Genomic DNA, 24,329 nt, shown 5'->3' with positions numbered 1-24,329 from the left:
AGGAGTATCTGCACAAGGCGCGGATGGATATGAAGATGCACCGTAAGTTCGAGCCACAGACGTTGCGCTGTCATAAGCAGGTCTACGTCAAGGACAAGGCACTCGAATTCCAGGCCGGGTTTATGGACGCGATCGGGGCGTTCATTCTTAGCTCGCTGGATGGCGTGACGGTGGATCTGTTCCGGTGGGATGTTCTGCACGTGCTGGCGCGTGCGAATAAGCAGAAATAAAAGAAAAATAGCAGCGAAGCGACCCCGGGACGGCGGGGGCGCCAGGCCAGGGCACAATGCCCAGCCCCATATGTACCCAGCCCAACGGGCTACGCACGACACTCAAAGGCCCGACCGCCACGGTCCGAGGCCCATACGCCGAGCGCCAACACCGGAGCGCCGCTCGCAGACATTCAAATTTTCGAGTTCAAACACTCGCGCGCGAGTGCGGGGAGACGCGTGCCTACCTGAAACAGTCGAGCGCCGGGGGCAGAGGGGCGTATCAGTATTTCCGTGTTCGCGCGCAGGCGTGCATTCGGCGCCTTTCGTCACCACCCCTGCACCCAGTCGTGGCCCGCCTACCGGCTGCGTTGATAAATCGTTGCCAGTTCCGTGCGGTTTCGTGCCCCCATGCGCACGAGCAGTTGGCGCATGTGGCTTTTGACGGTTTCGACGCTGATGTGCTGTTCCGCAATCTGGGAGTTCGAGCGGCCGCACGCCATCTTCTGACGACATCCAGCTGTCGCCGCGCCAGGTTGGCGACCAGATCGCCTTCCTGGGCAGCGATGGGGGCCATCCATCGTTCAACGGCCGCATCCAGGGCTTCCGCGTTCAAGCTGGCGCATTGAGTGCTGTGGAGTTTGCGGCGCTGGCCCGGTGAGGTGATGCGGCATTGCTCGGCACTGGTCGCGACCACAGCCAGGGCAACTCGCAAGGGGCGCGCCTAGCCGGGCGCCCCTGCTTCACCCGATATTCCACTGCGGCGCAATCGCCAGCAGTTGCTGACGGAGGTTCTCGATCTCGTTGGCAAAACCTTCGGCCAGCGCGCTTTCCACCGTGGGCGTGCCGGGGGCATGGCTTACCTCGGCGGAGTCGGCCGCGCGGGGTCGTGCCAGACGCGCCAGCGTGCCAAACCGCAACGCGCGCGACATGCCGATCAACGTGTCGCGAGTGCGCCGGGCGCCCACGCCGGGCAGGGCACCTGCAGGCGGCGCACCCAACGTCCCGCGCGTTGCGTTGAGCAGTTCCAGCGTGCTGATGCAGATGCGCAGGCTGCGCTGGATGTCTTCCAGCCGCTCCAGGGGCACGTCAATCTCTTTGGACACCGATGGCATGAGCGAGCGCAATTGCACCAGCAGCGTATTGAGCTTGCCGAGGTGCTTGCTGCGCTCGCTCGAGGCTTCACCGGGCTGGCCGAGGCCGGCAACCGCCCGGGCGCATTCGCGCAATGCTTCGGCCAGCCGGTAGCGCCACGAGTACGTGGCATACAGCGGCAGTGCAAACGAGAACAGCAGCGCAATCGCAATCCCCACCAGCACGTTGAGCGTGCGCCAGGCGCCGTCGAGCAGGTTGTTGTCACCATGGCCGACCACGATGACGAGCGTGATGGCGGCCAGCAGCGCGATATAGCCGCCCTTGCCGATTGCGTGATACGCGCAGACGCCGCACGCGATGGCCGTGAGTGCGTATGTGAGCGGCAGATGCCCAAGCCACGTCTGCTGGACGATGAGCAGCAGACCCGCCACGGCGCCGATGAGGGTGCCCCACGCGCGCTCTGCCGCGCGTTTGCGGATGTTGCCGTGGTGCTGCAGGCCGGCAATGACGATCAGCAGCGAGATGGTGGCCCACTCCCCATGCGGCCAACCAAAGCCCGACGTGACGGCAATGGAGAGCAGCACGCCCAGGCCGACGCGCGTGCCATGGATGTACCGCGCATGCCGATAGCGCCGGTGCGGATCGCGCACAAGGCGGAGCAGCGAAAGAAAGGGTGCAGGCAGTTTCACGGTGCGGGGTGCACGAATGGAAATCGACATAAGCAAGATCGTTGCAGATTCTGGGGCGTGCCGTACACAGGATGGGCGCCAAGTTGGGGCCGATGCCTTGCCGTGGTGCGTTTTGGAGGCAACCGGCACGGTAAGGCCTCGGGTTTCCCCTAGGTATTGCACAAAGCTTGCCATGGGCCGGTGACCATTTTGCGTATTGCGCAAAATGGCGCTTAAGTGCGTGCCGAGTCATGTCGATTAGGATTCGTAGCTCCATAGGCAACACTTCGGGCTGCCCCGGGATTTGCCGATCCACCTCGAACAAGATCGAGTCCTATGACGACGCAGGCGCTATCGCCCTGGCTGAGGTTGTTGAGCGCCGCTGAGCGCTTCGACCGCGGGCCGTATTTCATTGCCATTCGGCGCGGGCTGGCGCTCTCGTTGCCGCTCATCATGGTGGGCGCGGTGGCGCTGCTGTTGCGCAACCCGCCCACCGCCGGCATGCGCTACCTGCTGCTGGAGGCCTTTGGCACGCGGCTGGATGCCTTTTGCGACAGCGTGCTGGCCGGCACGATCGGCATCGGCTCGCTGGTCGCGTTGTTCGGGTTTGCCGATGTGTTGGCGCAGTTGCACAACCAGCGCGCCGGGCACCGCGTGGTCAACCCCACCGTGGCGGCCGTGGTGGTGGTGTCGTGCTTCTTTACGCTCATCGCGCCGGCTGCGAACGCATCGTTGATGGCGTGGCTCTCGCTGGGGCAGGGGCTGTTTGGCGCGTTGGTGGTGGCGTCGCTGGGCGGCAGCCTGTTTCTCAAGCTGTGCAGCATCCGGCGTTTGCGCATTCCGTCTCACCATTTGAGCAACGATCTGCTGGTGGGCGATGTGCTGTCGGTTGTGCCGGCCGGCATGCTGACGATCCTGACGTTTGCCCTGCTCAAAGCCGGCATGGCGTGGGCGGGCTGGCTGCACTTCATGGCAATAGTCGACACGCTGCCGGCGGGGCCGTATTCGGCAGTCTCCAACAGCCTGCTGTTTGGTTTGGGCTATGAGACGGCGGCGCAGGTGCTCTGGCTGTTCGGCATCCACGGGCCGAACGCGCTGTACACGGTGCACCAGCACATCCTGGAGCCCGCCGCGCAGGCCAATGCGGCGGCGGTTGCCAGTGGTGGCCAGCCGCCGTTCATCTTTACCTATCACTTCTTCGCGGTGTTCGCGCGCATGGGCGGCTCAGGCGGCACACTCAGCCTGATCTTGGCGCTGCTCATCTCCAGGCGCATGCCGCGCGGCCGCAAGATGGCGCTGGTCGTCATGCTGCCGGCATTGTTCAACGTGAACGAGCCGCTGCTCTTCGGGCTGCCGCTGGTGCTCAACCCGGTCTATGCGATTCCGTTCCTGCTCACGCCGGTGGTGCAGATCCTGATCGCCTATGCGGCCACCGTTGCCGACCTGATGCCCAAGACCAGCTACCCCGTGGCGTGGACCACGCCGGCGCTGTTCAGCGGCTATGCGGCTACGGGCTCGGTGTGGGGCGCGGTGGTCCAGCTCATCGGCCTGGTGGTGGGGGCGGCGATTTACCTGCCGTTTGTCCGCATGGCGGATGTTCTGTCCGCACGGCGCAGCCAGGATGTGCTTGCGTCTTTGCTGCAGATTGCCGAGTCGACCGAGGTGAGCCTGAAGGGCCGGCGCTGTCTAGACCTGCCCGGCGACGAAGGCCGCATGGCGGTGGCGCTGGCCAGCGATCTCGAAAGCGCCATCAAGAAAGACGGGCAGATCTTCCTGGAGTTTCAGCCGCAGGTGGATTGCTCCACCGGGCGCGTGTTCGGCGCCGAGGCGCTGCTGCGCTGGCAGCATCCGGTGCTGGGGCGCGTGGCCCCGCCGATCGTTGTGGCGCTGGCTGATGACATTGGCCAGATCGATCAGTTGGGCCTGCGGATTCTGTCGCTTGCGTGTCAGCAGCGCGCGGCCTGGCGCGGTGTCTTGCCGGACGATTTCGTGGTCGCCGTGAATCTCTCACCTCGGCAGTTGCTGGACTGCAGGCTGTACCGGAACGTGCTCGACATCCTGCGTCGCGAAGGGCTGTCGCCCACCCAGCTTGAACTGGAGATCACTGAATCGACGATGCTGCTGCCGGATATCACCGCCATCGGCAACCTCAAGCAGCTGCGCGAGGCCGGCGTGAAAGTCGCGCTCGACGATTTCGGGATGGGCCATACATCGCTGCACTACCTGCGCGAGCTGCCGCTGGATACCGTGAAGATCGACCGCTCGCTGGCCGACGTGAGCGCGGGCAGCGTCAACGAACACATTGTGCGCAGCATTGCCAGCCTGAGCCGCACGCTGAACCTGTCGACGGTGGTGGAAGGCGTGGAGACGGCGCAGCAGCTTGAGCGCCTGTCGGCCTTGGGCTGTGAACGGTTTCAGGGGTATTTCTTCAGCCGCCCGCTGGCGCCGAGCGTTTGTCAGCAGTTTGTGCTGGACGCCAACCTGCGGCCGTTGGTGCACGCGCTTTGAGAGCGCGTGCGTGGCTTAACGGTATTTGCCCACAAAGCTCTCGCAACGACGGACGCGGCCAACCTTCGCAGCCCATCGATAGAGGCCTTCCACCAGGCTCTTGTTGACCGTGACGGGTTGACCGTTGATCTGCCCGAGCATCTCCGATTGATTCGGGTAGGGCTTCTCGAACAGCAGCTTCATCTCGCTGCCGCCGCCCAGCGCCAGGTAGACGGCTTCGCGCGGCTCGAACTGCAGCGCGAACGAGTTGCTGCGCACGCTGGCGCTTTCCACGGACTCGGCAAAGTTGGCGATGAGCGCGGCGTCTTCGGTGCTGTATTCGCATCCGGCGTCTTTCAGTTGCGCTTCGTCCACGGCCTTGAGCGACGCCAGGGCCGGGTCCATCAAATACAGCGTGATCGTGCGCGCCTTGCGCATCCGCGCGCTCAGCCCTTCAGCCGCCCAATAGCTTTGTTCGACCTTGACGACGGGCTCCGCCCTTGGGGCGGGCTCGGAGCTGGACGCTTGCGCTTGCGGTGCTTCCGGCATGGGTGCTTCCGCTTGCAGTGTGCCCGCTTGAAGGACTTCCGCCTGGAGTGCTTCGGTTTGGGGCGCGTCTGTCAGTGGCGCTTCCATTGAGATTTGTCCGAAGGCTACTTGGCTCATGCTGCAAGCACAGGCCAAGACCACAGAGATGATCTTTTTCGACAACTCCTACCCCTTTGAAACGTGCGTTGTTGTGTTGTGTTGCGTTGCGTTCTGGATGTTAAGCCGAAGAGATGACGGAACAGCTTGGCTTGCCTGTGACGGCACAAGCGGTGCTGGGCAACCGCTGCGTGAATGATGTCGTGGACTGCAGGAGTGCCATTGACGGATCGCACACGGTGCCTGCGGTTCTTATGCTTCCGAGCCACGCATCCAATGTCACCCGCATCGCTATGCCAAGTGTTGCATAAAGAAGCCCGAGATTTCCTCATCCCGAAGCATTGTGGCTTTGGCCGACACCATGTGCCTTTCTTCCGGAAAAATGCAGCTGCTCTGCCGTTACTCCTCCGGCTGCATATCGTTCGGACAGCCGCTTGCTCATCTTCGATGACCGTGTTGTGTCTTTCTCGCCAGCGCTGATCAGGAGCGGACCTGGATACCAATCGCTTGCAATCGGCTGGGACGGCATGAATGCTTCTGAACTGCCTTTTCAGGTCCATGCTCGCCGCGCAGGGTCCCACGCCTGCCAACCCGGGTCGCCGGGGTCTCTCCACTCGCGGGCGTCGAACGCGCCGCATATCACGTCCGGGGGTGCGTGCACAGCCACCGCATCCGGTGCATGCAGGGTGCTGTCGGTTGCCATCAGGACCGCGAGCCAGCAGTGCATGCTCGGCTCCGCGCGAAACGCCGTAGACGCCAACTTTGCCCGTCGACCGGGGGCGGCTCCGCAATGTATTGAGCGCGGCGGCGGTGCGGTCCAACGGGACGTTTTCAATCAGGCCAGCGTTCCAAAGATTGCCACCGACGCTATATCCAAACGGTAGTGCAGCGATACCGCTGGCCGCGAAGATGGCCGCTTGCAGATGTGCGAACCCAGACCATACGCCCTCTGAACCATGCAGCACGAGCACATGGGGCACAGCGGCATTGCCGGTAGGTGCGTAGAGACGGCCGAGCCCAGGGATGTCCTCTATCTTGGCCGGCACGTTGTGGTGCTATCCATCGCGCTATGCCCCGTTTGCAAGTTGGTCTCTCCTCAGTTTGCAGTTACAAAGCGTCGAGCCGGATTCTCCTGCCCGACAGCCTCGGTGTCACGGCTTGCCGGTGAACCTCATGCCCCCTACCCAGCCGCGTGCCTCTGCGGCAGCGTCAAGTTTCAGCTCCTCGCTGATCCGCTCACCTTCTACGTTTGTCACTGCACCATGTGTCAACGCCGCACCGGCGGCGCAGCGTTGCCCCGCTAATAGGGACTCGACAATTTGCAACGTTTTTCTGTATCCTATCGGATACAATTTTGCGAATGAATACGATCCATGAGACCGAGACATTCGCCAATTGGCTTCAAGGCTTGGCTGACAAATTAGCTCGCGCCCGCATTGCTTCCCGCATCCAGCGCGCCAGGAGCGGAAATTTTGGTGATTGGAAATCTGTCGGGGAAGGCGTGTGCGAAATGCGGATCGATCACGGTCCCGGTTACCGGGTGTACTACACGCAACGTGGCGACACCGTGTATATCTTGCTTTGTGGAGGTGACAAGGGGTCCCAGAGCAAAGACATCAATAAGGCCAGAGAAATGGCCAAACAGATTGAAGGGTGAGCACCATGAACATCGCAACGCGAGAGTTTGACGCTGCCGAATACCTGGACAGTGAAGAGACCATGGCCGAATTTCTGTCAGCGGCGCTCGAAACGGGGGATGCCGCTTTTATTGCGGAGTCGATCGGCGTGATCGCTCGAGCGAAGGGTATCGCTCAAATTGCAGAAGAAACAGGCCTTGGACGTACCAGCCTATACAAGGCACTGCGCGCAGAGGGGAACCCGGCGTTCTCGACGGTACTGCAGGTCATGAAGGCACTTGGATTGCACTTGCAGGCCAAGCCCGCCGTATCCAAAGAGAATGTGGAGTCCGGCAAGCGTGGGGCCAACGCCAAAGCGAAAGGTGCAAAGGTGAGCGCGTCCCGAAATGGTGGTGCAAACAAGCCTACAAGCAAGAAGCCCGCGACTCGTACCAAGCGGGGCTCTGCAACGGGACACGGAAAGGTCATCCCAACTTAACAACGGTCTGTGTGCGTCTGCTGCCCCACGCCCACACTTCGCCCCACACCAAACCGTTTCCCGCACACCCAACGCCCAGCCTCGCTACGATCCTCCTGTATCACGTGGCGGCAGTCTGACCGCCAAACAGGAGGGCACTCCGTGCCGCATACCACCACGCCCGCATCCAGCCACGTCACTGATCTGGCCCTGCTGCTCACGCTGTCGACCTTGTGGGGCGCGTCGTACACGTTCATTCGGGTGGGCGTGGAGACCATTCCGCCGCTCACCTTCATCGCCGCCAGAACGTTGATCGCGGCGACGCTGCTGTTGGCGTGGATGCGCAGCCGCAATATCCGCATGCCCCGAGACAGGCAGGTCTGGATGCGCTTCGGCGTGCAGGCGCTGCTCAACAGCGTCGTGCCGTTCACGCTCATCGCCTGGGCCGAACGCTCGGTGGGGGCGAGTCTGGCGACCATCCTGAATTCCACATCGCCGGTCATGGTGTTTCTGGCCACGGCGTTCGTTACGCGGCACGAATCGGTGTCGTTGCGCAAGCTGGTCGGCGTGATTGCCGGGTTTGTCGGCACGTGTTTTGTGATTGGGCCGAGCGCGCTCGATGGGCTGGGAGGCCAGCTCGTTGCGCAACTGGCCATCCTGGCGGCCACGGCGTGCTACGCAGGCGCGGCCATCTACGGCCGGTCGTTCAAGGGGCTGCACCCTGCGGCGCCTGCTACCGGTTCGTTGCTGATGGGCGCGTTGGTGCTGACGCCCACCAGTCTGCTTGTGGATCATCCTTGGGCACTTCAGCCTTCTGCGCGTTCGCTGATGGCGTTGGTGGCGCTGGCGGTGTTCTCTACGGCCCTCGCGTTTGCCATTTACTTCCGGCTCATTCAAACGCTCGGCGCGATCGGTACGACTGCGCAGGCCTATCTGCGCGTGCCGATCGGGGTAGCGATCGGCGTGGTGTTTCTGGGGGAATCGTTGCCGCCTTCAGCGTGGATCGGGCTGGCGTGTGTGGTGGTGGGGGTGGCGGCAATGTCGATGCCGGCACGGGACACGCAAGTGCTGCGGGCGTAGCGCGGCACAACCGCATCACCGCGTCGATGCGTCACCGCTCCCCATCCCCCACATGACCCGCCGCCAGCCGCTTGAGTTCCGCGCGCGCCGCGGCCAACCGGGAGTGCAGCACCGTGTTCTCGATCAGCAACAGCAGCAGCACAAAGCTCGCACCCAACAGCCCGAACATGCGACCGGCATAGAACCCCAGGTCATACCGCCCGCCGTTGAATACGGCGCTGAGCGCGACATCGCAGATCCACACGCACAGCACCACCATCAGCCAGACATCGAGCGTCAGGTGCGGGCGGCTGCGCCAGAGCGCGACCAGCGCAGCCACGCAAAAGCACCACGTGCCGCCCGCCACGATGCCCATGGTGCGCGTGTAGCGGTTGGCGGCCATGATGGTGGGCAGCAGGTGATCGCCCACGGTGGCAAGTAACACGCAGGCGATGGACGCGCCCAGCACGGCCCCCACGGTGGCCAGCGCCGTTTGTCGCGTCAGCGTGTGGACTGGGAAGCGGCCGGGCTCGCGCTCTTCGCGGCTTTTGAGCACGGCGTAAGCGATGACAAACAGCGGAAAGCCCGTGTGCCAGAACATGTAGATCCAGGCGGTGCTCTGTGGCCCGGCGCCCAGCAGGCCGCCGGATGCGAACAGCCCCGGAAATGACAGCAGGTGCCCCACCGCCGTGGCGGCCGTGAACAGGTAGCCGCTGGCGAGCGCCAGCATTGCGCGCGACCGCGTGATGGCGAACTGCCCGAAGAGCAGCGCGGCGGTAATGAGGTCATTGAGGATGAGGGCCGATTCGTAGATCGGCACGAACGATGGAAGTTGCGCCAACTGCACCTTGGCGAACGGCACGGCCGACACCAGCACCACCAGCGACAGTATGGCCACTGCCTGCGCCATCCAGTACGTCCGGCGTCCTGGCGAGAGGTTCAGCAACAAGCCTCGCTGCATGTCCAGCGTTTCCGACATCACGTTGGCCCCCTTGCGGTGACTCTGTCACTCGTTCGCTTGTGTGTGACTTGCTGTGCGACTGCGCAGCCCGGGTGCAACCCCTGCTATAGACGCGTGATAGTCAGCGGCCTGCCCGATGTCAACGCGGCGAAGGGGTAGAACTTTCAGGCCTGGTACCGCTGGCGGCCAGCAGGGTGTTACGGGGAACGCCCGAGTGCGGCTTGCGCTGTGCGGGAATAGACTGGTGGCCACCCCACGGCACCGCCCCGCAAAGGAGTGCGCATGCAACCTCATTCCACCACTGCCGCCACGGCAACCCCCGCCACGAACGACGCACTGGTTCTGCGCGACGACCACGACGGCGTCGTCACCCTGCGGCTGAATCGGCCCCTGCAGTTCAACGCGTTGTCTGAAGCCATGCTCGATGCGCTGCAGCGCGTGTTGGACGACATTGCACAAGATGCGACGGTGCGCTGCGTGGTGCTTGGCGCCGAGGGCAAGGCGTTCTGCGCCGGGCACGACCTGCGTGAAATGCGCGGCACGCCGGAGCTTGCGTATTACCGGGCGCTGTTTGTGCGCTGCAGCGTGGTAATGCAGGCCATTCAGGCGCTGCCGGTGCCGGTCATCGCGCGCGTGCATGGCGTGGCAACGGCGGCGGGTTGCCAGTTGGTCGGCAGTTGCGATCTGGCCATTGCCTCGGATGCGGCGCGGTTTGCGGTGTCGGGCATCAACGTCGGCCTGTTCTGCTCGACGCCGGCGGTGGCGTTATCGCGCAACGTGCTCGCCAAGCGCGCGTTCGACATGTTGGTGACTGGGCGCTTTATCGATGCGGCCACGGCGACCGACTGGGGCCTGATCAACGAGGCTGTGCCGGCGGCGGACCTGGATGACGCGGTTGCCCGCAAGGTGGCGGACATCGTGTCGAAGAGCCCCACCGCCATCCGCTATGGCAAGGCGATGTTCTACCGGCAACGGCAGATGGCGCTTGCCGATGCCTATGCTTACGCAGGCGATGTCATGGCCCGCAACATGATGGAAGAAGACGCCGGCGAGGGCATCGATGCCTTCCTGGAAAAACGCCCCGCCCGCTGGCGCTCGTAGGCGCTGTCGGGGCGGGGTCGGGCGGCCGTGCCCGGACATCGCGACTGAGCGGCGCCTGCGCTCGGGTGCCGGATACGCGGTTGGGTGGCAGCCAGCGAATGCGACGCCATCACGTTTGCGCGAGAAACGTAGCGATGCGATCGGCAATCGCATCGGGCGCGTCTTCCAAGCTGTAATGTCCAACGCCAGGCAACCGATGCACTGGCGCATCCGGAAACAGCTCGCTGAAGAGCGGCAGGAAATGCTCCGCATGCAGCGTGCGATCGGCCATGCCCCAGATCGCCATGGCGGGTTTGGTCGCGATGGCACGGCGCGTTGCGGCGTCCGGCATTTCAAAACGATGCGCGCCGGTAGCAAAGCCTTTGGCCCAGCCGATGGCACCCGCGCCGTCTGCCGGCGTCGCAAAGCACCCCCCGTACGCCAGCAACCACGTATCGCTGATGAGCCCGTGGTCTTCAAAACCGTTGAGCTTCAAGGTGCTGAGGATATTGAAGCCGAGCTCACCCAGCACGGCTTCAAGACGCCCCTCGGATTCCGCCCGCACGATCCACTGAAACCACGGCGACACCGCGGCATTGGCGGCCAGGCGTTCACCTAGCGTCGGCTGCCCGAACGGCGTCGGCCCATTGACGCTCACAATGCGCCGCACCCGATCCGGATGACGTGACGCGAGGCCCATGCCGACTGGGCCGCCAAAGTCGTGCATGACCAGGGTGATATCGCGCAGGTCCAGCGCGAGCACGAAGCGCTCGAGGTTGTCGATGTGGTCTTGCAGCCAGTAGCTCCGTGATGGCGGTGTTTCGCTCCTGCCGAAGCCCATGTGGTCGGGCACCACCACGCGGTGGGTGTCGCGCAGCGCCGCGATAAGGTGCCGGAAGAGGAAACCCCATGTGGGCTCGCCATGCAGGCACAGCACGACTTCGCCATCGGCGGGGCCCTCGTCGACGAAATGCATCGAGAAGCCCGGTGCATCGGTAAAGCGGGGGGGATAGGGATACATCCCATTGAACGTATCAACGCGCATGCCGTGTTTCCTCCTTGCCCAATGTAGTTGCAAATTGAAACCATTGCGTTATAGCAGTCGAGGTTTTATATTGCAACCACGTTGAATGTGAGGACGCGCACGGTATGCGCGATACAGATGGTCAAACGTACAAGCCACGCGGATTCTCTTTGCGGTGTCGCCAGGCCGCTGGACGCCATTGGCGACGGGTGGTCGCTGCTGATCGTTCGCGATGCGTTTGACGGCCTGCGCCGCTTTGGTGAGTTTCAGCGCAGTCTCGGACTGTCGAAGAACATCCTGGCGGTGCGCCTGCGCAACCTGGTTGCGCACGACATTCTCGAGACGGTGCCGGCGTCCGACGGCAGCGCGTATCAGGACTACGTGCTGACCGAGAAAGGGCGCGCGCTGTTTCCCCTGCTGGTGGCGCTGCGGCAGTGGGGTGAAGCGTTCTGCTTTGCGCCGGATGAGGCGCACGTTGTACTCGTCGACAAGGCAACGGGTAAGCCGGTGCCTCGCCTTGAACTCCGTGCGCAGGACGGGCGCGCGCTGGCACCGGAGGATACGGTGGTCGTCCACCCATCGGCCATCAGGCCGACGAAGCGCCAGCGGGCGAAGGCGGGCTGAGCGTTAGCGCTCAGGCGCGAGCCGCCGTTTCACTCGGCAAGACCCAGCCGTTCGAGCAGGCGCCGGGTATCGGAAGGCGCTTCGACCTTTTTATCGTTATCAGCGGATGCGATCGGCCCAGCGGTCGAGCGCGGCATCGGCATAGGCGCCGCTGTAGGGCGCATCGGCGCCATGCAGGCGGAGGTCGACGCGATGGTTTCTACCAGGCGCCGCGGCCATTCGATCAGGAATGCGGGTTGCCCTGTGCGCGCGGTGCGCGTCACCGATGCGGCGCGCTCACCTGCGCTTGCATGTGCATCAGGCCGGTTTGCGGCGCGTGCAGGCCCAGCGGCTCGTCGGTCAGATCGCGGGCAAGCGAGTACGCCGTGATCACGGCCAGCGTGACGCCCACGATGGCCAGCATTTCCCGGGTGTCCATACGCATCTCCTCCTTGGCTCCTCAGGTTCCTTGTGTGCGTGGTTTGCGCCCTGTCTTGTCGGTGTCGGGCGGCGTTGCAGCACGGACGCAAAGTTCAGGCCTGAGGAAGCCAAATGGCGGAGTGACGCGGGTGTTTGCTCTCTTACCGTGCGCGCAACGAAGACGGCGGCACGCCCAGCAATCGCTGAAAACTGCGGCGCATGCGCTCGGTATCGCCAAATCCGCACTCGGTGGCCACCCGTTGCATGGAGACGGCCCCGCTTTCCAGCGCGGCGCGGGCCGCCTCAACGCGCAATTTTTCCACGGCTTTTGCGGGGGTGAGACCGGTTTCGACCTGGAACGCCCGGGCGAAATGGCGCGGGCTCATGCAGGCGTGCTCGGCCAGATCGCCTACACGGTGCGGTGCGCCCAGGTTGCGGCGCACGTGGTCGAGCAGCGGCTTGAAGCGGCCGCGTGCCGAATCCATCTCATTCAGCGCCGAAAACTGCGACTGCCCGCCGGGCCGGCGGTAGTACACAACCAGCTGCCGCGCCACCGCGCGTGCCAGGCGCTCGCCCAGGTCTTCGGCGATGAGCGCGAGCGCCAGGTCGATGCCGGCGCTGATGCCGGCGCTGGTCCAGATTGGGCCGTCGTTCACGTAGATGTGGTCCGGTTCGAGCTGCACCTGCGGGAACGCGCGCGCGAACTGCTCGCTGCGGCTCCAGTGGGTGGTGGCGCGCCGACCGTTCAGCAAGCCCGTGGCGGCCAGCAGCAGGCTGCCCGAACACACGCTGGCGACGCGCGCCCCGCGGGCTGCGCAACGCTGCACGAAGCGGCGCGTGCGTGCATCGGCCATGGCCGCATCCACGCCGTCGCCGCCGGCAATGAGCAGCGTGTCGACCTGGCTGGCCGGGGGCAGGGCGTCGGCATCCCAGCGCGCGCCGGAAGAACTGCGCACAAGGCCGGCCTGCGCGGCAACCGTGCGCAGCGCGTAGTGGTCGTCCCGATACCGGCTGGCAACTTCAAACGCCGCCACCGGCCCCGCAGCGTCGAGCAGTTGGAAGTCCGGAAAGATGAGCACAGCGATGCGGTGGGCCATGGCAGAAAAAGTGGGAGACTGGTCATTGCTGCCAACACGATAGAGCGCGATCCTGTTAAGCGTCAACCTGCCATCACATCACTTTCAGGAGAGCCGAACCATGACGACTTCCCCATTCATCGTTGTCTTTGCGCTGTACAACCGTGTCACCCAGCTCGACTTCACCGGTCCGCATGAGGTGTTCTGGCGGCTGCCCGGCGCGCAATGCGTGGTGGCTTCCGCAGCCGGTGGTGAGATCCATGCCGATGGCGGTCTCACCATCTCGAACGTGCAGCGGTTGGCGGAAATTCCGCATGCTGACCTGATTTGCGTGCCCGGCGGTTTCGGCGTGATCGAAGCCATGGAAGACGCAGAGTTCGTGCGCCAGGTGCGGCGCCTGGCCGACGGCGCATGCTATGTGACGTCCGTCTGCAGCGGCTCGCTCGTGCTGGGCGCGGCGGGGTTGCTGCAGGGCAAGCGCGCGGCCTGCCACTGGGCATGGCGCAACCTGCTGCCCGCGTTTGGCGCCACCGTGGACGAAGCCCGCGTAGTGCGTGACGGCAACCTCATTACCGGCGGCGGCGTGACCGCGGGCATCGATATGGCGCTGACGGTCATGGCTGACATTGCCGGTGCCGAGCATGCGCAGGCCGTGCAGCTCGGTATCGAATATGCCCCCGCGCCGCCGTTCGATTGCGGCCGCCCCGAACGTGCGGCACCGGAGATTCTTGCAGCAGTGACGTCGCGGCTGGATCGTTTGCGTGCGGATCGCCATGACGCCGTGCAGCGGGCGGCGCAGCGCCTCTGAGCGCCGGCGCCGGCCGGAGCCGGATTGCGGCGACAATGACGTCTTTCGACGTATCCACGCTCCAGACTGGCGCCGCATTCTGCATGAACACACCGTCTTCCCAACCCAACGCCCGTGGTCCGATCGGCATCGTTGCTGCCCTGCATGAAGAGATCAACGAATTGCTGACATGGCTGTCTGACGCGCAGTGCATCCACATTGGCAGCCGAGATTTCTGGACCGGCCGGCTGGACGGCCATGCTGTGGTTGTGGTGCTGTCGCGTGTTGGCAAAGTGGCGGCGGCGTCCACCACTGCCGTGTTGATCACGCACTTCAACGTACGCGCCGTGGTGTTTGCTGGCGTGGCGGGGGCATTGGCTCCGGGCGTGGCCGTGGGCGACGTCGTGGTGTCGGAAGAACTGCTGCAGCACGATGTCGACGCGTCGCCGCTATTCCCGCGCTGGGAGATTCCGCTGACCGGCATGGCGCGCTTCCGCGCTGACACGTCGCTCGCCAACGGATTGCTGGAAAGCGCCGGCGCCGTGTTGGCTGATCCGCATGCGCTGCTCGGTCCGGATGTCATGCGGGCCTTCGGAATTGCGGCGCCGCAGGTGCATCGCGGCCTCATCGTCAGCGGAGACCGCTTTGTCTGCACCTCGGCGGAAAGCGCGGTGCTGCGGGCGGCATTGCCGGATGCCCTGGCCGTCGAGATGGAAGGCGCCGCGGTGGCGCAAGTGTGCCACGAGTGGGGTGTGCCATTTGCCGCCATCCGCACGATTTCCGACCGCGCGGATGACGCGGCCAGCGTGGACTTCGCGCAGTTCATCACCCAGGTGGATTCACGCTACGCCGTGGCCATCCTGCGCAAATGGCTGTCGACGGCCGCTGGCGCCTGAACGGCTTAATGACCCTTCGCGGCCAGATACTTGTCGAGTGCGTTGGCGCGCTCGCTCAGGCGGAAGATTTCGTTCTCCAGGCGCTGCAGATCGTCGAGCTTGCCCTTGCCGTAGATGGCGGTCTCAAAGGCCGCTGTTCTGGTGTGGAAGTCCTGCCACGCCTGCTCTGAACTCACCAGTGCGTCGTTCGCCTTGCCGTTCAATGTGCCGAGCAGCGTCTTGTACGTACGGTCGAGGCGCTCATTCTGCGCGGCCTTCTCTGCAGACAGGCATGCGCCGATCGCGTCGGCGTTGTCCGGCGCCTTGTCGACGCAGGCATAGAGCCTGGTGGTAATGCCCTGGGGTGCGCGGCGCTTGATGCCGTTGGCCAGGCTCTCGGCTGCAAATGTGCCGGCGCTGTGTGTCAGCAGCACAACGGCAACGGGAAAGGCGAGCGTCTTCAGTGTCGTCAGCGTGTTCAAGAAGTGACTCCTGATCGCATGTCTGCGATGCGTGAAGGGGGGGCGTACCAGTCTATCGGCTCGCCCACACACCCGCGATCAACCAGGCAGGTGAGGCCGCAGGTTGCGCAGGGCGTTTTCCACGTAGGCTTCTTTCTCGCCGACGGGCGCGACGTAGTGCACCGCTTCTGTGGCGGCTTCAATGCCTTCTGTGCGTGCAATCGCCCATGCCGCCAGGTACGGCGAAGCAAAGTACCCGCCCGCCGTCGCCACATTGCCGTTGGCATAGAACGGCTGGTTCAGCACTTCTACGCCGGCTTCCTGCACCCACGGCTTGGTGGTCAGGTCCGTGCAGGCCGGGACGCTGCCCAGCAGCCCCAGCTTGGCCAATACCAACGTCCCTGAGCAGTGCGCCCCGATTAACTGGCGTTACGGATCGAGCGCCAGACGCGCCATCAAGGCCGGATCGGACACCACATCGCGCGTGCGGATGCCGCTGCCGACCGCGTCGCCGTGGCGCTGCAGGAGGATGGCATCTCCGTGTCCACGGCAGAGCCGTTTGCGACGTCGAAGCAGGTACCGCATGCGCTGCGGCTGGCGCTTGGCTCCGTTGCGCCCGACCGCCTCGACGCCGCATTGCAGACTGTCAGGCAGCGCGTGCAAGCGCAGGTGGATCGATAACGAAAACCGTGCCAAACCTCGTGCGCTTGCCTACACTCTCGTCGCAACGAAATGGCCCAATTTCCCGACAGGAGACCCTATGAAGAACTGGCTTGCGACGATCGCCGGGTGGACGCTCTGCGCATGCGCAGCGTTCGGCAACGCCGCCCATGCGGCCGATGCGCCTGATGACGGTGCGACGCTGAGCGTCAACATCGGCACGGAGCACCGCACGCTGTCGCGCGATGCATTGCTGCACGATCCGCACCTGACCAGCGTGACCGTGGAAGACCAGAACCTGAAGCACCGCCTGACCTTCAAGGCGATCCCGGTGACGGCGCTGTTCCGCGGGCAGACTGTCAGCCCAGAGGCCAGCGCCACCACCGCCGCCAGCGACGGCTACGTATCGCACCTGCCGATGCGCTTGCTGCTGGGCGATCGCGCCGACGGGCCCCGCGCCTGGCTGGCCGTGGAAGACCCCGCCGCACCGTGGCCGACGCTCAAAGGCCAGGACATCGGCCCGTTCCGGCTGATCTGGACGGCGCCGCCGGCCAAGGCGTCGGTGGTGAACGAAAGCCTGTGGACTTACAGCATCGTGCGTATCGACATTGCCGCGCTGCCCGGCGAGCGCTTTGCGGCCATCCGCCCGGCTGCCGGGTTGCCTGCAGATGGCCCGGTCATGCGCGGTTTCGCCACGTTCCAGCGCGTCTGCTTCTCGTGCCACACGCTCAATCGCGCCGGCGATGCCAACCTGGGCCCCGATCTGAACGTGCCGTACAGCCCGGTGGAATATCTGGGCGACGAAAAGCTGCGCCACCTGATCCGCGATCCGCAATCGCTGCGCTGGTGGCCAAACGCACGCATGGCCGGCATCGACGAGAAGACGCTGTCCGATGCGCAGCTCAACGAGCTGCTGGCGTATTTTCACCACATGACCAAGCGCAAGTCGGCAGCGCAATGACGGGCGCTTAGGGCCGCTATTCGGTCGCCCAGTCGACCAGCGTGGCGATGGTGTTCATGTTGCGCGCCGTCCCCGTCTTGGCGGCGGGGATTTTCAGTTTGGAATCGGCCATGCCGTCGCCGTAGTGCACGTAGATTTCGCGGGTGCCCAAGGCCATTTCTTCCGTCCGGCGGCCGGTGGCAGCGGCCAAGGCATCGGCGGGTGGCGGCGTATCCAGGAAAATCGCGACCGTCCGGTTGGGCGCCGCCGTCTTGAACGGATTGCCTTCCAGCACCGCCGCCAGCTCGGCGCCCGTGCGCACGAGCACGCCCACGGGTTTGCCGGCGTAGTCCTCCAGGCAGCGTTCCAGCCTCGCCTTGACAGTCGCTTCCGCCAGGCGGCTCCGAAAGACCACGTTGCCGCTGGCAATGTAGGTGCGTACGCCGGTCAGCCCGATCGATTCACACATCGCGCGCAATTCGGCCATGGGCAGTTTTCCTGTGCCGCCAACGTTGACGGCACGGAGGAAGGCGATGTAACTGGGCAGGGGTTCTCCTGTTCTGTCTGCCTGATCAACGGCTTACGGGCGTGCTCCGGTCCGCAACATTCTGTTACGAGATTGACGAATGTGTTTAACCCGCCCTGTTGTGCGACTTGTATTCTTCGCCCCGAATCATCGAGCCCGGATCGGCTCCCTCAGTGTTGGTTGAGTGCCGCATCCTGCATTTGCGCAAAAGGAGAACACCATGTTGAAGAAAATTGCACCCGCCCTGATTGTGGCAACGCTCGCCGGCCTGACGGCTTTGCCCGCAGCGGCGGATGACCTGCGCAATGCCCTGGGCGGCGCGCTGGGTGGTGCCGGCGGGGCGGCCGTGGGCGGTGCGCTCGGCGGGCAGACCGGCTCCATCGTTGGTGGGGCGATCGGCGGTGGCGCGGGCGGCGCATTGACGGCCAACGGCCGCGAGCGCAAGGGCGCCATCGTGGGCGGCGCGCTGGGCGGCGGCGTAGGTGCGGCTGCGGGCAATGCCATGGGCGGCCACACGGGCGGCATCGTTGGCGCCGGCCTGGGTGGCGGCGCCGGTGCAGCACTGGGCGGCAACGTCCAGCGCAACTCGTATTCCGACCGCGACGACCGGGGCTACCGTCACCATGGCAAGCACCACCACCACCATTGATGTGATGCGCCGGTGCGCTCGCCATTGAGCGCACCGGCCGACTTCCTGCTTTCCTTCCGGCGACGGCGCTGCCTGCGTTCGTTGCCCGGCGCGTCCGAAACTCCTGTTGCCGTGACTCGCTGTTGCCGCGTGCGCCGCCTACCATAGCGAGACGGCCGCGACCGGCCCGCACACGAAGGAGAGCGCCATGACGCAACGCTTCGACGCCATCATCATCGGCACCGGACAGGCCGGCCCGCCGCTGGCTGCGCGCCTGTCCGGCGCCGGCATGACGGTGGCCATCATCGAGCGCGGCCGCTTTGGCGGTACGTGCGTCAACACCGGCTGTATTCCCACGAAAGCGATGGTGGCCAGCGCCTATGCGGCGCGCATGGCGCAGCGTGCGGCCGAATACGGCGTGGTGATCGACGGCGGTGTCACCGTCGACATGCAACGCGTAAAGGCCCGCAAGGATGAAATTTCCGGCCGCTCCAGCCACGGCGTCGAGCAATGGTTACGCGGCCTGGAGCACGGCACGGTTTTTCAGGGCCACGCCCGCTTCGAGAGTGCGCGTACGGTGCGCGTCGGCGACGAACTGCTCGAAGCCGAGCGCATCTTCATCAATGTCGGCGGCCGGGCGTTGGTGCCGCCCATGCCGGGGCTCGATCAGGTGCCGTTTCTGACCAACTCCACCATGATGGATGTGGACTTCCTGCCCGAGCACCTCGTCGTGATTGGCGGGAGCTATGTCGGGCTGGAGTTCGGCCAGATGTTTCGCCGCTTTGGATCGCGCGTGACGATTGTCGAGAAAGGTCCGCGCCTGATCGCGCGCGAAGACGAAGACGTATCGCGGGCGGTGCGCGAGATTTTGGAAGCCGAAGGCATCGACGTGCAGGTCAACGCCGACTGCCTGAGCGTGCGGCGCGACGGCGCCGGTGTCGTGGTCGGCCTGGAGTGCGGCAGCGGCGCGCGCGAGGTGTCAGGCTCGCATCTGCTGATGGCCGTCGGGCGCGTGCCCAATACCGATGATCTGGGCCTCGACAAGGCCGGCGTGGAAATCGACAAGCGCGGCAATATCCGCGTGGACGAGCAGTTGCGCACCAACGTCCCCGGCATCTGGGCCATGGGCGATTGCAACGGCCGGGGCGCCTTCACGCACACGTCCTACAACGATTACGAGATCGTCGCGGCCAATCTGCTTGATAGCGACCCGCGCAAGGTGTCGGACCGCATCCAGGCGTACGCCATGTACATCGACCCGCCACTTGCACGCGTCGGCATGTCGCTCACGGAAGCGAAGCAATCGGGGCGCACGCTGCTGGTCGGCAACCGCCCGATGACGCGGGTCGGCCGCGCGGTAGAGAAGGGCGAGAGCCAGGGCTTCATGCGCGTGGTGGTCGACGCGCAGACGCACGAAATCCTGGGCGCGTCGATTCTCGGGGTGGGCGGCGACGAGGCGGTGCATTCGCTCCTCGACGTGATGTATGCCAAGGCGCCGTACACCACTATCAGCCGCGCCATGCACATTCACCCCACGGTGTCGGAGCTGATTCCCACCTTGCTGCAAAGCATGGAGCCCGTGCAATAACGCAAGACGTGGCGCCTGAAAAAAAGAAGGGCGCCTGGAAGGCGCCCCACACATCGATCCGCTAGCGTGCGTGCCCCTCAGGGCACGATCGAGAGAAACAGATACGCTGCAAAGATCGCCAGGTGCACCACGCCTTGCAGGATGGTCGTGCGGCCCTTGCCCAGCGTGAGCGACGACACGATCAGCGTCAGGAACAGCAGCACCATTTCCTTCGGGCCCAGACCCAGTTCGAGCGGTCGGCCGATCCAGATGAACACGGCGGCCACCGTCGGGATAGTCAGTCCGATACTCGCCAGCGCCGAGCCCAGTGCGAGGTTCAGGCTCGTCTGGATGCGGTCTGCATTGGCGGCGCGCAGGGCGGCCAGGCATTCCGGCAACAACACCAGCGCGGCGATGACGATGCCGACGGTGGCGGGCGGTGCGCCGGCATTCAGGATGGCCGCTTCCACCGAAGGCGACAGCACCTTGGCCAGCCCAACCACGGCCACCAGCGACACCATCAGCAACACCGCGCTGAGCGCCGCCACGCGGGCGGGCGGTGGCGGCGCGTGCACGTCTTCATTGGCGTTGTCGACGAGGAAGTAATCGCGGTGGCGGATGGTCTGCACGATGACGAAGCAGCCGTACAGCACCAGCGATGTCACGCCGGCAAAGGCCAGCTGCGACGACGTCAGGACCGGCCCCGGCGTGGAACTCGTGTAATTGGGCAGCACCATGGTCAGCGTGACCAGTGCAGCCAGCACGGCCAGCGCGGCGGTGGCGCCCGGCGCTTGAAAGGCTTGCTCGCGGTGACGCAGGCCGCCCACGAACAGGCACACGCCCACGATTCCGTTGCAGATGAGCATGACCGCGGCAAACACGGTGTCGCGCGCCAAGCCTGCTTTCTCTGGCCCCGAAGAGAGCATCACCGATACGATCAGCGCGACTTCGATCACCGTCACGGCAATCGCCAGGACGAGCGTGCCGAAGGGCTCGCCCACCCTGTGCGCGACGACTTCGGCATGGTGGACGGCGGCGAAGACGGCACCGGCCAGCGCAAGCGCCATCAGCGCGATCAGCCAGCCCGGGGGCGTCATGAACGAGCCGCCCACCAGCACCACCCAGGCCAGCAGCGGCGCGGCGATTGTCCAAGGGGGCAGCTTGTTGGAAGAAAGGGCCACGGGGTTCTCCTTGTTGTTGCCTCAACGCCGGCATGCGGCGAAGGGGGATGCGGTGTGGCCCGAATATAAAGCATGTGCGGAGCCTCAGCCCGCACATATCGCGTAACTCATACCAGCGCCATCACGGGGCGACGGCCGTGGCCGACACCTCCTGGCTCCAGTAGGTCGGCAGCGCGCCATACGGGTTCGGCAACGTCTTGTTGGTGATGAAGACGGCGGCAGCGCCCTTGCCTGACGCGTTGCGAACGAACGTTTGCATCTGCGCGGCCGACGCCGCGTAGACGATGTGCGCAAAGCGTGCCGTCGGATAGTTGGCCTGCCACGCCAGCGGCGCATAGCTGGCGTAGTGCCGGGCGCTGTCTTCAAATACGACGAGCTGGTCTGCCACCGGCAGGCTGGCATAGATCTCCGGCACATTGGTGCCGGGGTTGCCCGTAACTGTGTAGTTGGGCGACAACCCCTTGATGTAGTTGTAGACCGACTGATAGAACTGGATATGCGCGGTTGTGCTATCGGCGGTCATCTCGTCGATGAAGAAGCCGTCGACCTGGTACAACGCCTGGTAGGTGTTGATGTCCTGCACCACGGCCGACAACGGCCGGTTTGCGTACGAGCTGGACACGTACCCGATCACCTTGCCGCCTGCAGCACGCACTTTGGCGACGGCGGCAACATAGTTGGCATCCTGCGTGGTGCCAGGACCGCTGTTCGGGTTGAGGATGACCGTGGTGGGTACCGACGTTGCCGCGGTGGCCAGCGCACTCCATTGCGTGGCGCCCGTGCCCGCCGGGTAGATGTAGGACGGCACCAGCAGCCCTTCAGCGCGCGCATGCGATGCGCCCATCAGCGCACCGGACACCAGCGCGAAGGCTGCATAGGCGGCCCGCGCGAACCTGCGCTTTGCGTTGCCCTCTTGCGATGCCACGGCCAGCGTGGCGGATGCGGGCGAACGCCCCCCCGTTTGTATCGTTTTCATTGTGTGCCCCCGACCACGCCATTCTGTGCGTGCGTCATCAGGCCCGCTCCCGTTGCGGGTTGGCGGGCAACTGGCTGACTTCGTTCAGCGAAGTCCCTATAGCTTTGCGTCGCCGGATCACTCCGGTTTTGCCCAGACCTCTGGGTAAGAACCCATTGAAAAGAGACTCTACCGGGGCCGCGCCGGCCCGGCAAACGGAGATTGCGCAAAAGGGGCTGGCAGCCATGCGAAGCGTTGTCGGCAGCCCACGTTGCGCATTGCCACGGCCATCCACCATCGCCCCCGAACATCCGCAAGGCGCTGTTGTGCAACGGCATGTACGACGCACCGAAATCGGCGCAGCAGCGCTTTTCCAGCGGCGAGGCTGGTCACCTTCAGGCCCCGGCGATCCTGAACGCGGCAATGGCGGCTGCCGGCGACCCGGACGTGCCGGTGCTCTCCACCGCTGCCGACCTGAGCGACGTCTCGATCAACAAGCAGCAGTGCAAGTAGGGTAACGGCGGCGGCGCGGTTCTTCAGGTGGCGCCTGCTATCACGTCTCGCAACCACTGGTGCGCGGGGTCCCGATGCATGCGCTCATGCCACAGCATCGACATCTCATAGCCTGGCACCTCCACCGGCGGTTCGACCACCTGCAGCGCGCTGGCGCCGCGCACGAGCCGCTCGGGCAGCATGGCCACCATGTCAGTGCTCGCCACCGCTGTCATCACAAAGAGGAAGTGCGGCACCGACAGCACGACGCGCCGCGTGGCACCAGCTGCCGCCAGGGCTTCGTCTGTCACGCCGAAGAAGCCGCCGCCATCGGGCGACACGATCACGTGATCGAGCGTGCAGAACTGCGCAAGTGTCGGTTTGCGCTTCAGGCGAGGGTGCCCTGCGCGTCCGATCAGCACGTAGCGCTCGTTGAAGAGCGCACGGCGGCGCAGGCCGGGCGGTGCGCCGTCTGAGGTGTGGAACGCGAGATCGATCTCCCCTTGCTCGGCTTGCTTTTCGATGCGCGCGGGCACCAGTTCCAGTATGGCGAGCCGCGTGCCCGGCGCGCTTGACCGCAACGTGTTCAGCGCCGGCAGTGCGATGGTCGATTCGCCGTAATCCGTGGCGGCCACGCGCCACGTGTTGATGGCTTGTGCCGGGTCGAACGGGCTGGCAGGCGCGATCGCCTGCTCCAGCGCTTCTAGCGCCAGCCGCAGCGGTTCGCGCAGGCTTTCGGCGCGGGCAGTGGGGCGCATTCCGCGCGGGCCGGGAAGCAGCAGCGGGTCACCAAAGATGTCGCGCAGCTTGGCCAGATGCACGCTCACCGAGGGCTGTGAAAAGTTCAGCCGCTCCGCCGCGCGCGTAACGTTGTGCTCGGTCAGCAGCACATCGAGCGTCACCAGCAGGTTGAGGTCCAACCGTCTGAGATTATTCATGGCTATGCCTGGAATATGAACTATTCATTTCCAATATACCTGGGTGGCCCGCATTCTGGAGCCATTCCTTATTTGGAGTTGCCACCATGAATGTCCTGATCGTCTACGCCCATCCCGAACCCAAGTCGCTCAACGGCGCCCTCAAGGACTTTGCCGTCCAGCGTCTGGAAGCCGCCGGCCACACCGTGCAGGTATCGGACTTGTACGCCATGCAATGGAAGGCCGCGCTGGATGCAAGCGACAGCACCGTTGGGCCGGTCGGTCCGCATTTCCATCCGTCGCTCGATTCCAAACACGCATTTGAGAACGGCCTGCAAGCCGATGACATTGCTGCCGAACAAGCCAAGCTGCAATGGGCCGACGCCGTGATCCTGCAGTTTCCGCTGTGGTGGTTCTCGATGCCGGCCATCCTCAAGGGCTGGGTCGAGCGCGTCTATGCGTATGGCTTTGCCTACGGCGTTGGCGAGCATTCCGACACCCACTGGGGTGACCGCTACGGCGAAGGAACGCTCGCCGGCAAACGCGCCATGCTGATCGTCACCACGGGCGGTTGGGAGTCGCACTACAGCCCGCGCGGCATCAATGGTCCGATCGACGACATCCTGTTCCCGATCCAGCATGGCATCCTGTACTACCCCGGCTTTGACGTGGTGCCGCCATTCGTGAACTACCGCACCGGCCGCATGGACGACGCACGCTTTGCGCGGATCACGCAGGCGCTGGGCGAGCGACTGGACGCCTTGTTCACCACTGCGCCGATTCCGTTCCGTCGGCAGAATGCCGGTGATTACGATATTCCGGCGCTCACCCTGCGGGCTGAGATCGCGCCTGAAAAATCGGGCTTCGCTGCGCATCTCGCCTAGACCTCGCCTGGGCAGCAAGCGCTACAATTTCGAAT

General features: G+C 64.7%; 29 protein-coding genes, 2 pseudogenes and 1 riboswitch. Of the genes and pseudogenes, 16 read left to right on the top strand and 15 right to left on the bottom strand.

Going from position 1 to position 24,329, the window contains the following annotated elements; genetic code table 11:
- Window positions 1-230 (top strand): hypothetical protein (locus AAHM38_RS23535; RefSeq protein WP_342234329.1); only part of this gene is annotated, 230 nt, incomplete at its 5' end.
- Window positions 231-568: 338 nt separating this feature from the next.
- Here the strand turns inward: AAHM38_RS23535 and AAHM38_RS23530 are convergent.
- Window positions 569-712 (bottom strand): response regulator transcription factor, encoded by a 144-nt coding sequence (locus tag AAHM38_RS23530; protein WP_257019760.1) that lies wholly within the window; start codon window positions 710-712, stop codon window positions 569-571.
- 240 nt (window positions 713-952) lie between these two features.
- Window positions 953-2,023 carry an FUSC family protein gene (locus AAHM38_RS23525; protein WP_116576704.1) on the bottom strand — a complete coding sequence of 357 codons (1,071 nt, stop codon included), beginning with the start codon at window positions 2,021-2,023 and terminating at the stop codon, window positions 953-955.
- 285 nt (window positions 2,024-2,308) lie between these two features.
- Here AAHM38_RS23525 and AAHM38_RS23520 point away from each other — a divergent pair, with 285 nt between their 5' ends.
- The gene (locus AAHM38_RS23520; protein ID WP_116576703.1) at window positions 2,309-4,480 is read left to right on the top strand and encodes a PTS sugar transporter subunit IIC/EAL domain-containing protein; all 2,172 of its coding nucleotides are present in this window, start codon (window positions 2,309-2,311) and stop codon (window positions 4,478-4,480) included.
- A 15-nt stretch (window positions 4,481-4,495) separates the two neighbouring features.
- Here AAHM38_RS23520 and AAHM38_RS23515 read toward each other — a convergent pair whose 3' ends face one another.
- On the bottom strand, window positions 4,496-5,095 hold the full coding sequence (locus AAHM38_RS23515; RefSeq protein WP_116576702.1) for a hypothetical protein: 600 nt from the start codon (window positions 5,093-5,095) through the stop codon (window positions 4,496-4,498).
- 559 nt (window positions 5,096-5,654) lie between these two features.
- The gene (locus tag AAHM38_RS23510) at window positions 5,655-5,831 is read right to left on the bottom strand and encodes a hypothetical protein (RefSeq protein WP_220482410.1); all 177 of its coding nucleotides are present in this window, start codon (window positions 5,829-5,831) and stop codon (window positions 5,655-5,657) included.
- 229 nt (window positions 5,832-6,060) lie between these two features.
- Here AAHM38_RS23510 and AAHM38_RS25735 point away from each other — a divergent pair, with 229 nt between their 5' ends.
- From AAHM38_RS25735 to AAHM38_RS23495, 4 genes are all read left to right on the top strand, one after another.
- On the top strand, window positions 6,061-6,408 hold the full coding sequence (locus AAHM38_RS25735) for a GFA family protein (protein ID WP_445677828.1): 348 nt from the start codon (window positions 6,061-6,063) through the stop codon (window positions 6,406-6,408).
- A 56-nt stretch (window positions 6,409-6,464) separates the two neighbouring features.
- Window positions 6,465-6,761, top strand: a complete 297-nt coding sequence (locus AAHM38_RS23505; RefSeq protein ID WP_103519312.1) for a type II toxin-antitoxin system RelE/ParE family toxin — start codon at window positions 6,465-6,467, stop codon at window positions 6,759-6,761.
- Window positions 6,762-6,766: 5 nt separating this feature from the next.
- On the top strand, window positions 6,767-7,219 hold the full coding sequence (locus tag AAHM38_RS23500; RefSeq protein ID WP_103519311.1) for an addiction module antidote protein: 453 nt from the start codon (window positions 6,767-6,769) through the stop codon (window positions 7,217-7,219).
- A 141-nt stretch (window positions 7,220-7,360) separates the two neighbouring features.
- Window positions 7,361-8,278, top strand: a complete 918-nt coding sequence (locus AAHM38_RS23495; protein WP_179817488.1) for a DMT family transporter — start codon at window positions 7,361-7,363, stop codon at window positions 8,276-8,278.
- 31 nt (window positions 8,279-8,309) lie between these two features.
- Here AAHM38_RS23495 and AAHM38_RS23490 read toward each other — a convergent pair whose 3' ends face one another.
- Window positions 8,310-9,236: an MASE4 domain-containing protein gene (locus tag AAHM38_RS23490; RefSeq protein ID WP_116576700.1), complete on the bottom strand. Its 927-nt coding sequence runs from the start codon at window positions 9,234-9,236 to the stop codon at window positions 8,310-8,312.
- A 264-nt stretch (window positions 9,237-9,500) separates the two neighbouring features.
- Here AAHM38_RS23490 and AAHM38_RS23485 point away from each other — a divergent pair, with 264 nt between their 5' ends.
- Window positions 9,501-10,319: an enoyl-CoA hydratase gene (locus tag AAHM38_RS23485; RefSeq protein ID WP_116576699.1), complete on the top strand. Its 819-nt coding sequence runs from the start codon at window positions 9,501-9,503 to the stop codon at window positions 10,317-10,319.
- Window positions 10,320-10,428: 109 nt separating this feature from the next.
- Here the strand turns inward: AAHM38_RS23485 and AAHM38_RS23480 are convergent, their stop codons facing one another.
- On the bottom strand, window positions 10,429-11,343 hold the full coding sequence (locus tag AAHM38_RS23480; RefSeq protein WP_116576698.1) for an alpha/beta fold hydrolase: 915 nt from the start codon (window positions 11,341-11,343) through the stop codon (window positions 10,429-10,431).
- A 117-nt stretch (window positions 11,344-11,460) separates the two neighbouring features.
- Between AAHM38_RS23480 and AAHM38_RS23475 the strand changes: the two genes are divergently transcribed.
- Window positions 11,461-11,946, top strand: coding sequence for a winged helix-turn-helix transcriptional regulator (locus tag AAHM38_RS23475; RefSeq protein WP_024974505.1), 486 nt, complete (start codon window positions 11,461-11,463; stop codon window positions 11,944-11,946).
- Between the two features lie 29 nt (window positions 11,947-11,975).
- Here AAHM38_RS23475 and AAHM38_RS23470 read toward each other — a convergent pair whose 3' ends face one another.
- From AAHM38_RS23470 to AAHM38_RS23460, 3 genes are all read right to left on the bottom strand, one after another.
- The gene (locus AAHM38_RS23470; protein WP_179817489.1) at window positions 11,976-12,209 is read right to left on the bottom strand and encodes a hypothetical protein; all 234 of its coding nucleotides are present in this window, start codon (window positions 12,207-12,209) and stop codon (window positions 11,976-11,978) included.
- Window positions 12,206-12,364 (bottom strand): hypothetical protein, encoded by a 159-nt coding sequence (locus tag AAHM38_RS23465; protein WP_165835803.1) that lies wholly within the window; start codon window positions 12,362-12,364, stop codon window positions 12,206-12,208. The genes AAHM38_RS23470 and AAHM38_RS23465 overlap by 4 nt, the downstream gene beginning before the upstream one ends.
- A 142-nt stretch (window positions 12,365-12,506) precedes the next feature.
- Window positions 12,507-13,442, bottom strand: coding sequence for a GlxA family transcriptional regulator (locus tag AAHM38_RS23460; RefSeq protein WP_004628094.1), 936 nt, complete (start codon window positions 13,440-13,442; stop codon window positions 12,507-12,509).
- Between the two features lie 100 nt (window positions 13,443-13,542).
- On the opposite strand from AAHM38_RS23460, the gene AAHM38_RS23455 reads away from it, so the two are divergent.
- Window positions 13,543-14,229 carry a DJ-1/PfpI family protein gene (locus AAHM38_RS23455; RefSeq protein WP_116576697.1) on the top strand — a complete coding sequence of 229 codons (687 nt, stop codon included), beginning with the start codon at window positions 13,543-13,545 and terminating at the stop codon, window positions 14,227-14,229.
- Window positions 14,230-14,312: 83 nt separating this feature from the next.
- Window positions 14,313-15,104, top strand: coding sequence for a 5'-methylthioadenosine/adenosylhomocysteine nucleosidase (locus AAHM38_RS23450; protein ID WP_116576711.1), 792 nt, complete (start codon window positions 14,313-14,315; stop codon window positions 15,102-15,104).
- A 5-nt stretch (window positions 15,105-15,109) separates the two neighbouring features.
- Here the strand turns inward: AAHM38_RS23450 and AAHM38_RS23445 are convergent, their stop codons facing one another.
- Together AAHM38_RS23445 and AAHM38_RS23440 are read right to left on the bottom strand one after the other, a co-directional pair.
- Window positions 15,110-15,565: a lysozyme inhibitor LprI family protein gene (locus AAHM38_RS23445; protein WP_116576696.1), complete on the bottom strand. Its 456-nt coding sequence runs from the start codon at window positions 15,563-15,565 to the stop codon at window positions 15,110-15,112.
- A 78-nt stretch (window positions 15,566-15,643) separates the two neighbouring features.
- Window positions 15,644-16,102 (bottom strand): annotated as a pseudogene (locus AAHM38_RS23440) (hypothetical protein); the annotation flags it as partial.
- Here AAHM38_RS23440 and AAHM38_RS23435 point away from each other — a divergent pair.
- A pseudogene (locus AAHM38_RS23435) lies at window positions 16,034-16,225 on the top strand (PLP-dependent aminotransferase family protein); the annotation flags it as partial. The pseudogenes AAHM38_RS23440 and AAHM38_RS23435 overlap by 69 nt on opposite strands.
- A gap of 79 nt (window positions 16,226-16,304) precedes the next feature.
- Window positions 16,305-17,165, top strand: a complete 861-nt coding sequence (locus AAHM38_RS23430; RefSeq protein ID WP_116576695.1) for a c-type cytochrome — start codon at window positions 16,305-16,307, stop codon at window positions 17,163-17,165.
- 16 nt (window positions 17,166-17,181) lie between these two features.
- On the opposite strand, the gene AAHM38_RS23425 is transcribed toward AAHM38_RS23430, so the two are convergent.
- Window positions 17,182-17,691 (bottom strand): DUF1697 domain-containing protein, encoded by a 510-nt coding sequence (locus tag AAHM38_RS23425; RefSeq protein WP_116576694.1) that lies wholly within the window; start codon window positions 17,689-17,691, stop codon window positions 17,182-17,184.
- A 199-nt stretch (window positions 17,692-17,890) separates the two neighbouring features.
- Here AAHM38_RS23425 and AAHM38_RS23420 point away from each other — a divergent pair, with 199 nt between their 5' ends.
- Together AAHM38_RS23420 and AAHM38_RS23415 are read left to right on the top strand one after the other, a co-directional pair.
- Window positions 17,891-18,319, top strand: a complete 429-nt coding sequence (locus AAHM38_RS23420; RefSeq protein ID WP_103519302.1) for a hypothetical protein — start codon at window positions 17,891-17,893, stop codon at window positions 18,317-18,319.
- 187 nt (window positions 18,320-18,506) lie between these two features.
- Window positions 18,507-19,886: an FAD-containing oxidoreductase gene (locus AAHM38_RS23415; RefSeq protein ID WP_116576693.1), complete on the top strand. Its 1,380-nt coding sequence runs from the start codon at window positions 18,507-18,509 to the stop codon at window positions 19,884-19,886.
- Between the two features lie 77 nt (window positions 19,887-19,963).
- On the opposite strand, the gene AAHM38_RS23410 is transcribed toward AAHM38_RS23415, so the two are convergent.
- Both AAHM38_RS23410 and AAHM38_RS23405 read right to left on the bottom strand, forming a co-directional pair.
- A complete protein-coding gene (locus tag AAHM38_RS23410; RefSeq protein ID WP_116576692.1) occupies window positions 19,964-21,046 on the bottom strand; it encodes a calcium:proton antiporter in 1,083 nt (360 codons plus the stop codon).
- A gap of 121 nt (window positions 21,047-21,167) precedes the next feature.
- Window positions 21,168-22,022, bottom strand: a complete 855-nt coding sequence (locus tag AAHM38_RS23405; protein ID WP_116576691.1) for a spherulation-specific family 4 protein — start codon at window positions 22,020-22,022, stop codon at window positions 21,168-21,170.
- Between the two features lie 62 nt (window positions 22,023-22,084).
- A riboswitch (cyclic di-GMP riboswitch) is annotated at window positions 22,085-22,165 on the bottom strand.
- A 91-nt stretch (window positions 22,166-22,256) separates the two neighbouring features.
- Between AAHM38_RS23405 and AAHM38_RS23400 the strand changes: the two genes are divergently transcribed.
- The gene (locus AAHM38_RS23400) at window positions 22,257-22,514 is read left to right on the top strand and encodes a hypothetical protein (RefSeq protein ID WP_257019762.1); all 258 of its coding nucleotides are present in this window, start codon (window positions 22,257-22,259) and stop codon (window positions 22,512-22,514) included.
- Window positions 22,515-22,537: 23 nt separating this feature from the next.
- Here the strand turns inward: AAHM38_RS23400 and AAHM38_RS23395 are convergent, their stop codons facing one another.
- The gene (locus AAHM38_RS23395) at window positions 22,538-23,431 is read right to left on the bottom strand and encodes a LysR family transcriptional regulator (RefSeq protein ID WP_116576690.1); all 894 of its coding nucleotides are present in this window, start codon (window positions 23,429-23,431) and stop codon (window positions 22,538-22,540) included.
- A gap of 86 nt (window positions 23,432-23,517) precedes the next feature.
- On the opposite strand from AAHM38_RS23395, the gene AAHM38_RS23390 reads away from it, so the two are divergent.
- Window positions 23,518-24,294, top strand: coding sequence for an NAD(P)H-dependent oxidoreductase (locus AAHM38_RS23390; RefSeq protein WP_116576689.1), 777 nt, complete (start codon window positions 23,518-23,520; stop codon window positions 24,292-24,294).
- The last annotated feature ends 35 nt before the right edge of the window (window positions 24,295-24,329 follow it).

Source organism: Ralstonia sp. OTU4908 (assembly GCF_038440115.1).
In the GTDB taxonomy this organism is placed as follows: Bacteria; Pseudomonadota; Gammaproteobacteria; order Burkholderiales; family Burkholderiaceae; genus Ralstonia; species Ralstonia pickettii.
Note: the sequence above shows the minus strand (reverse complement) of the source record. Positions and strands in the feature narration are given on the sequence as shown.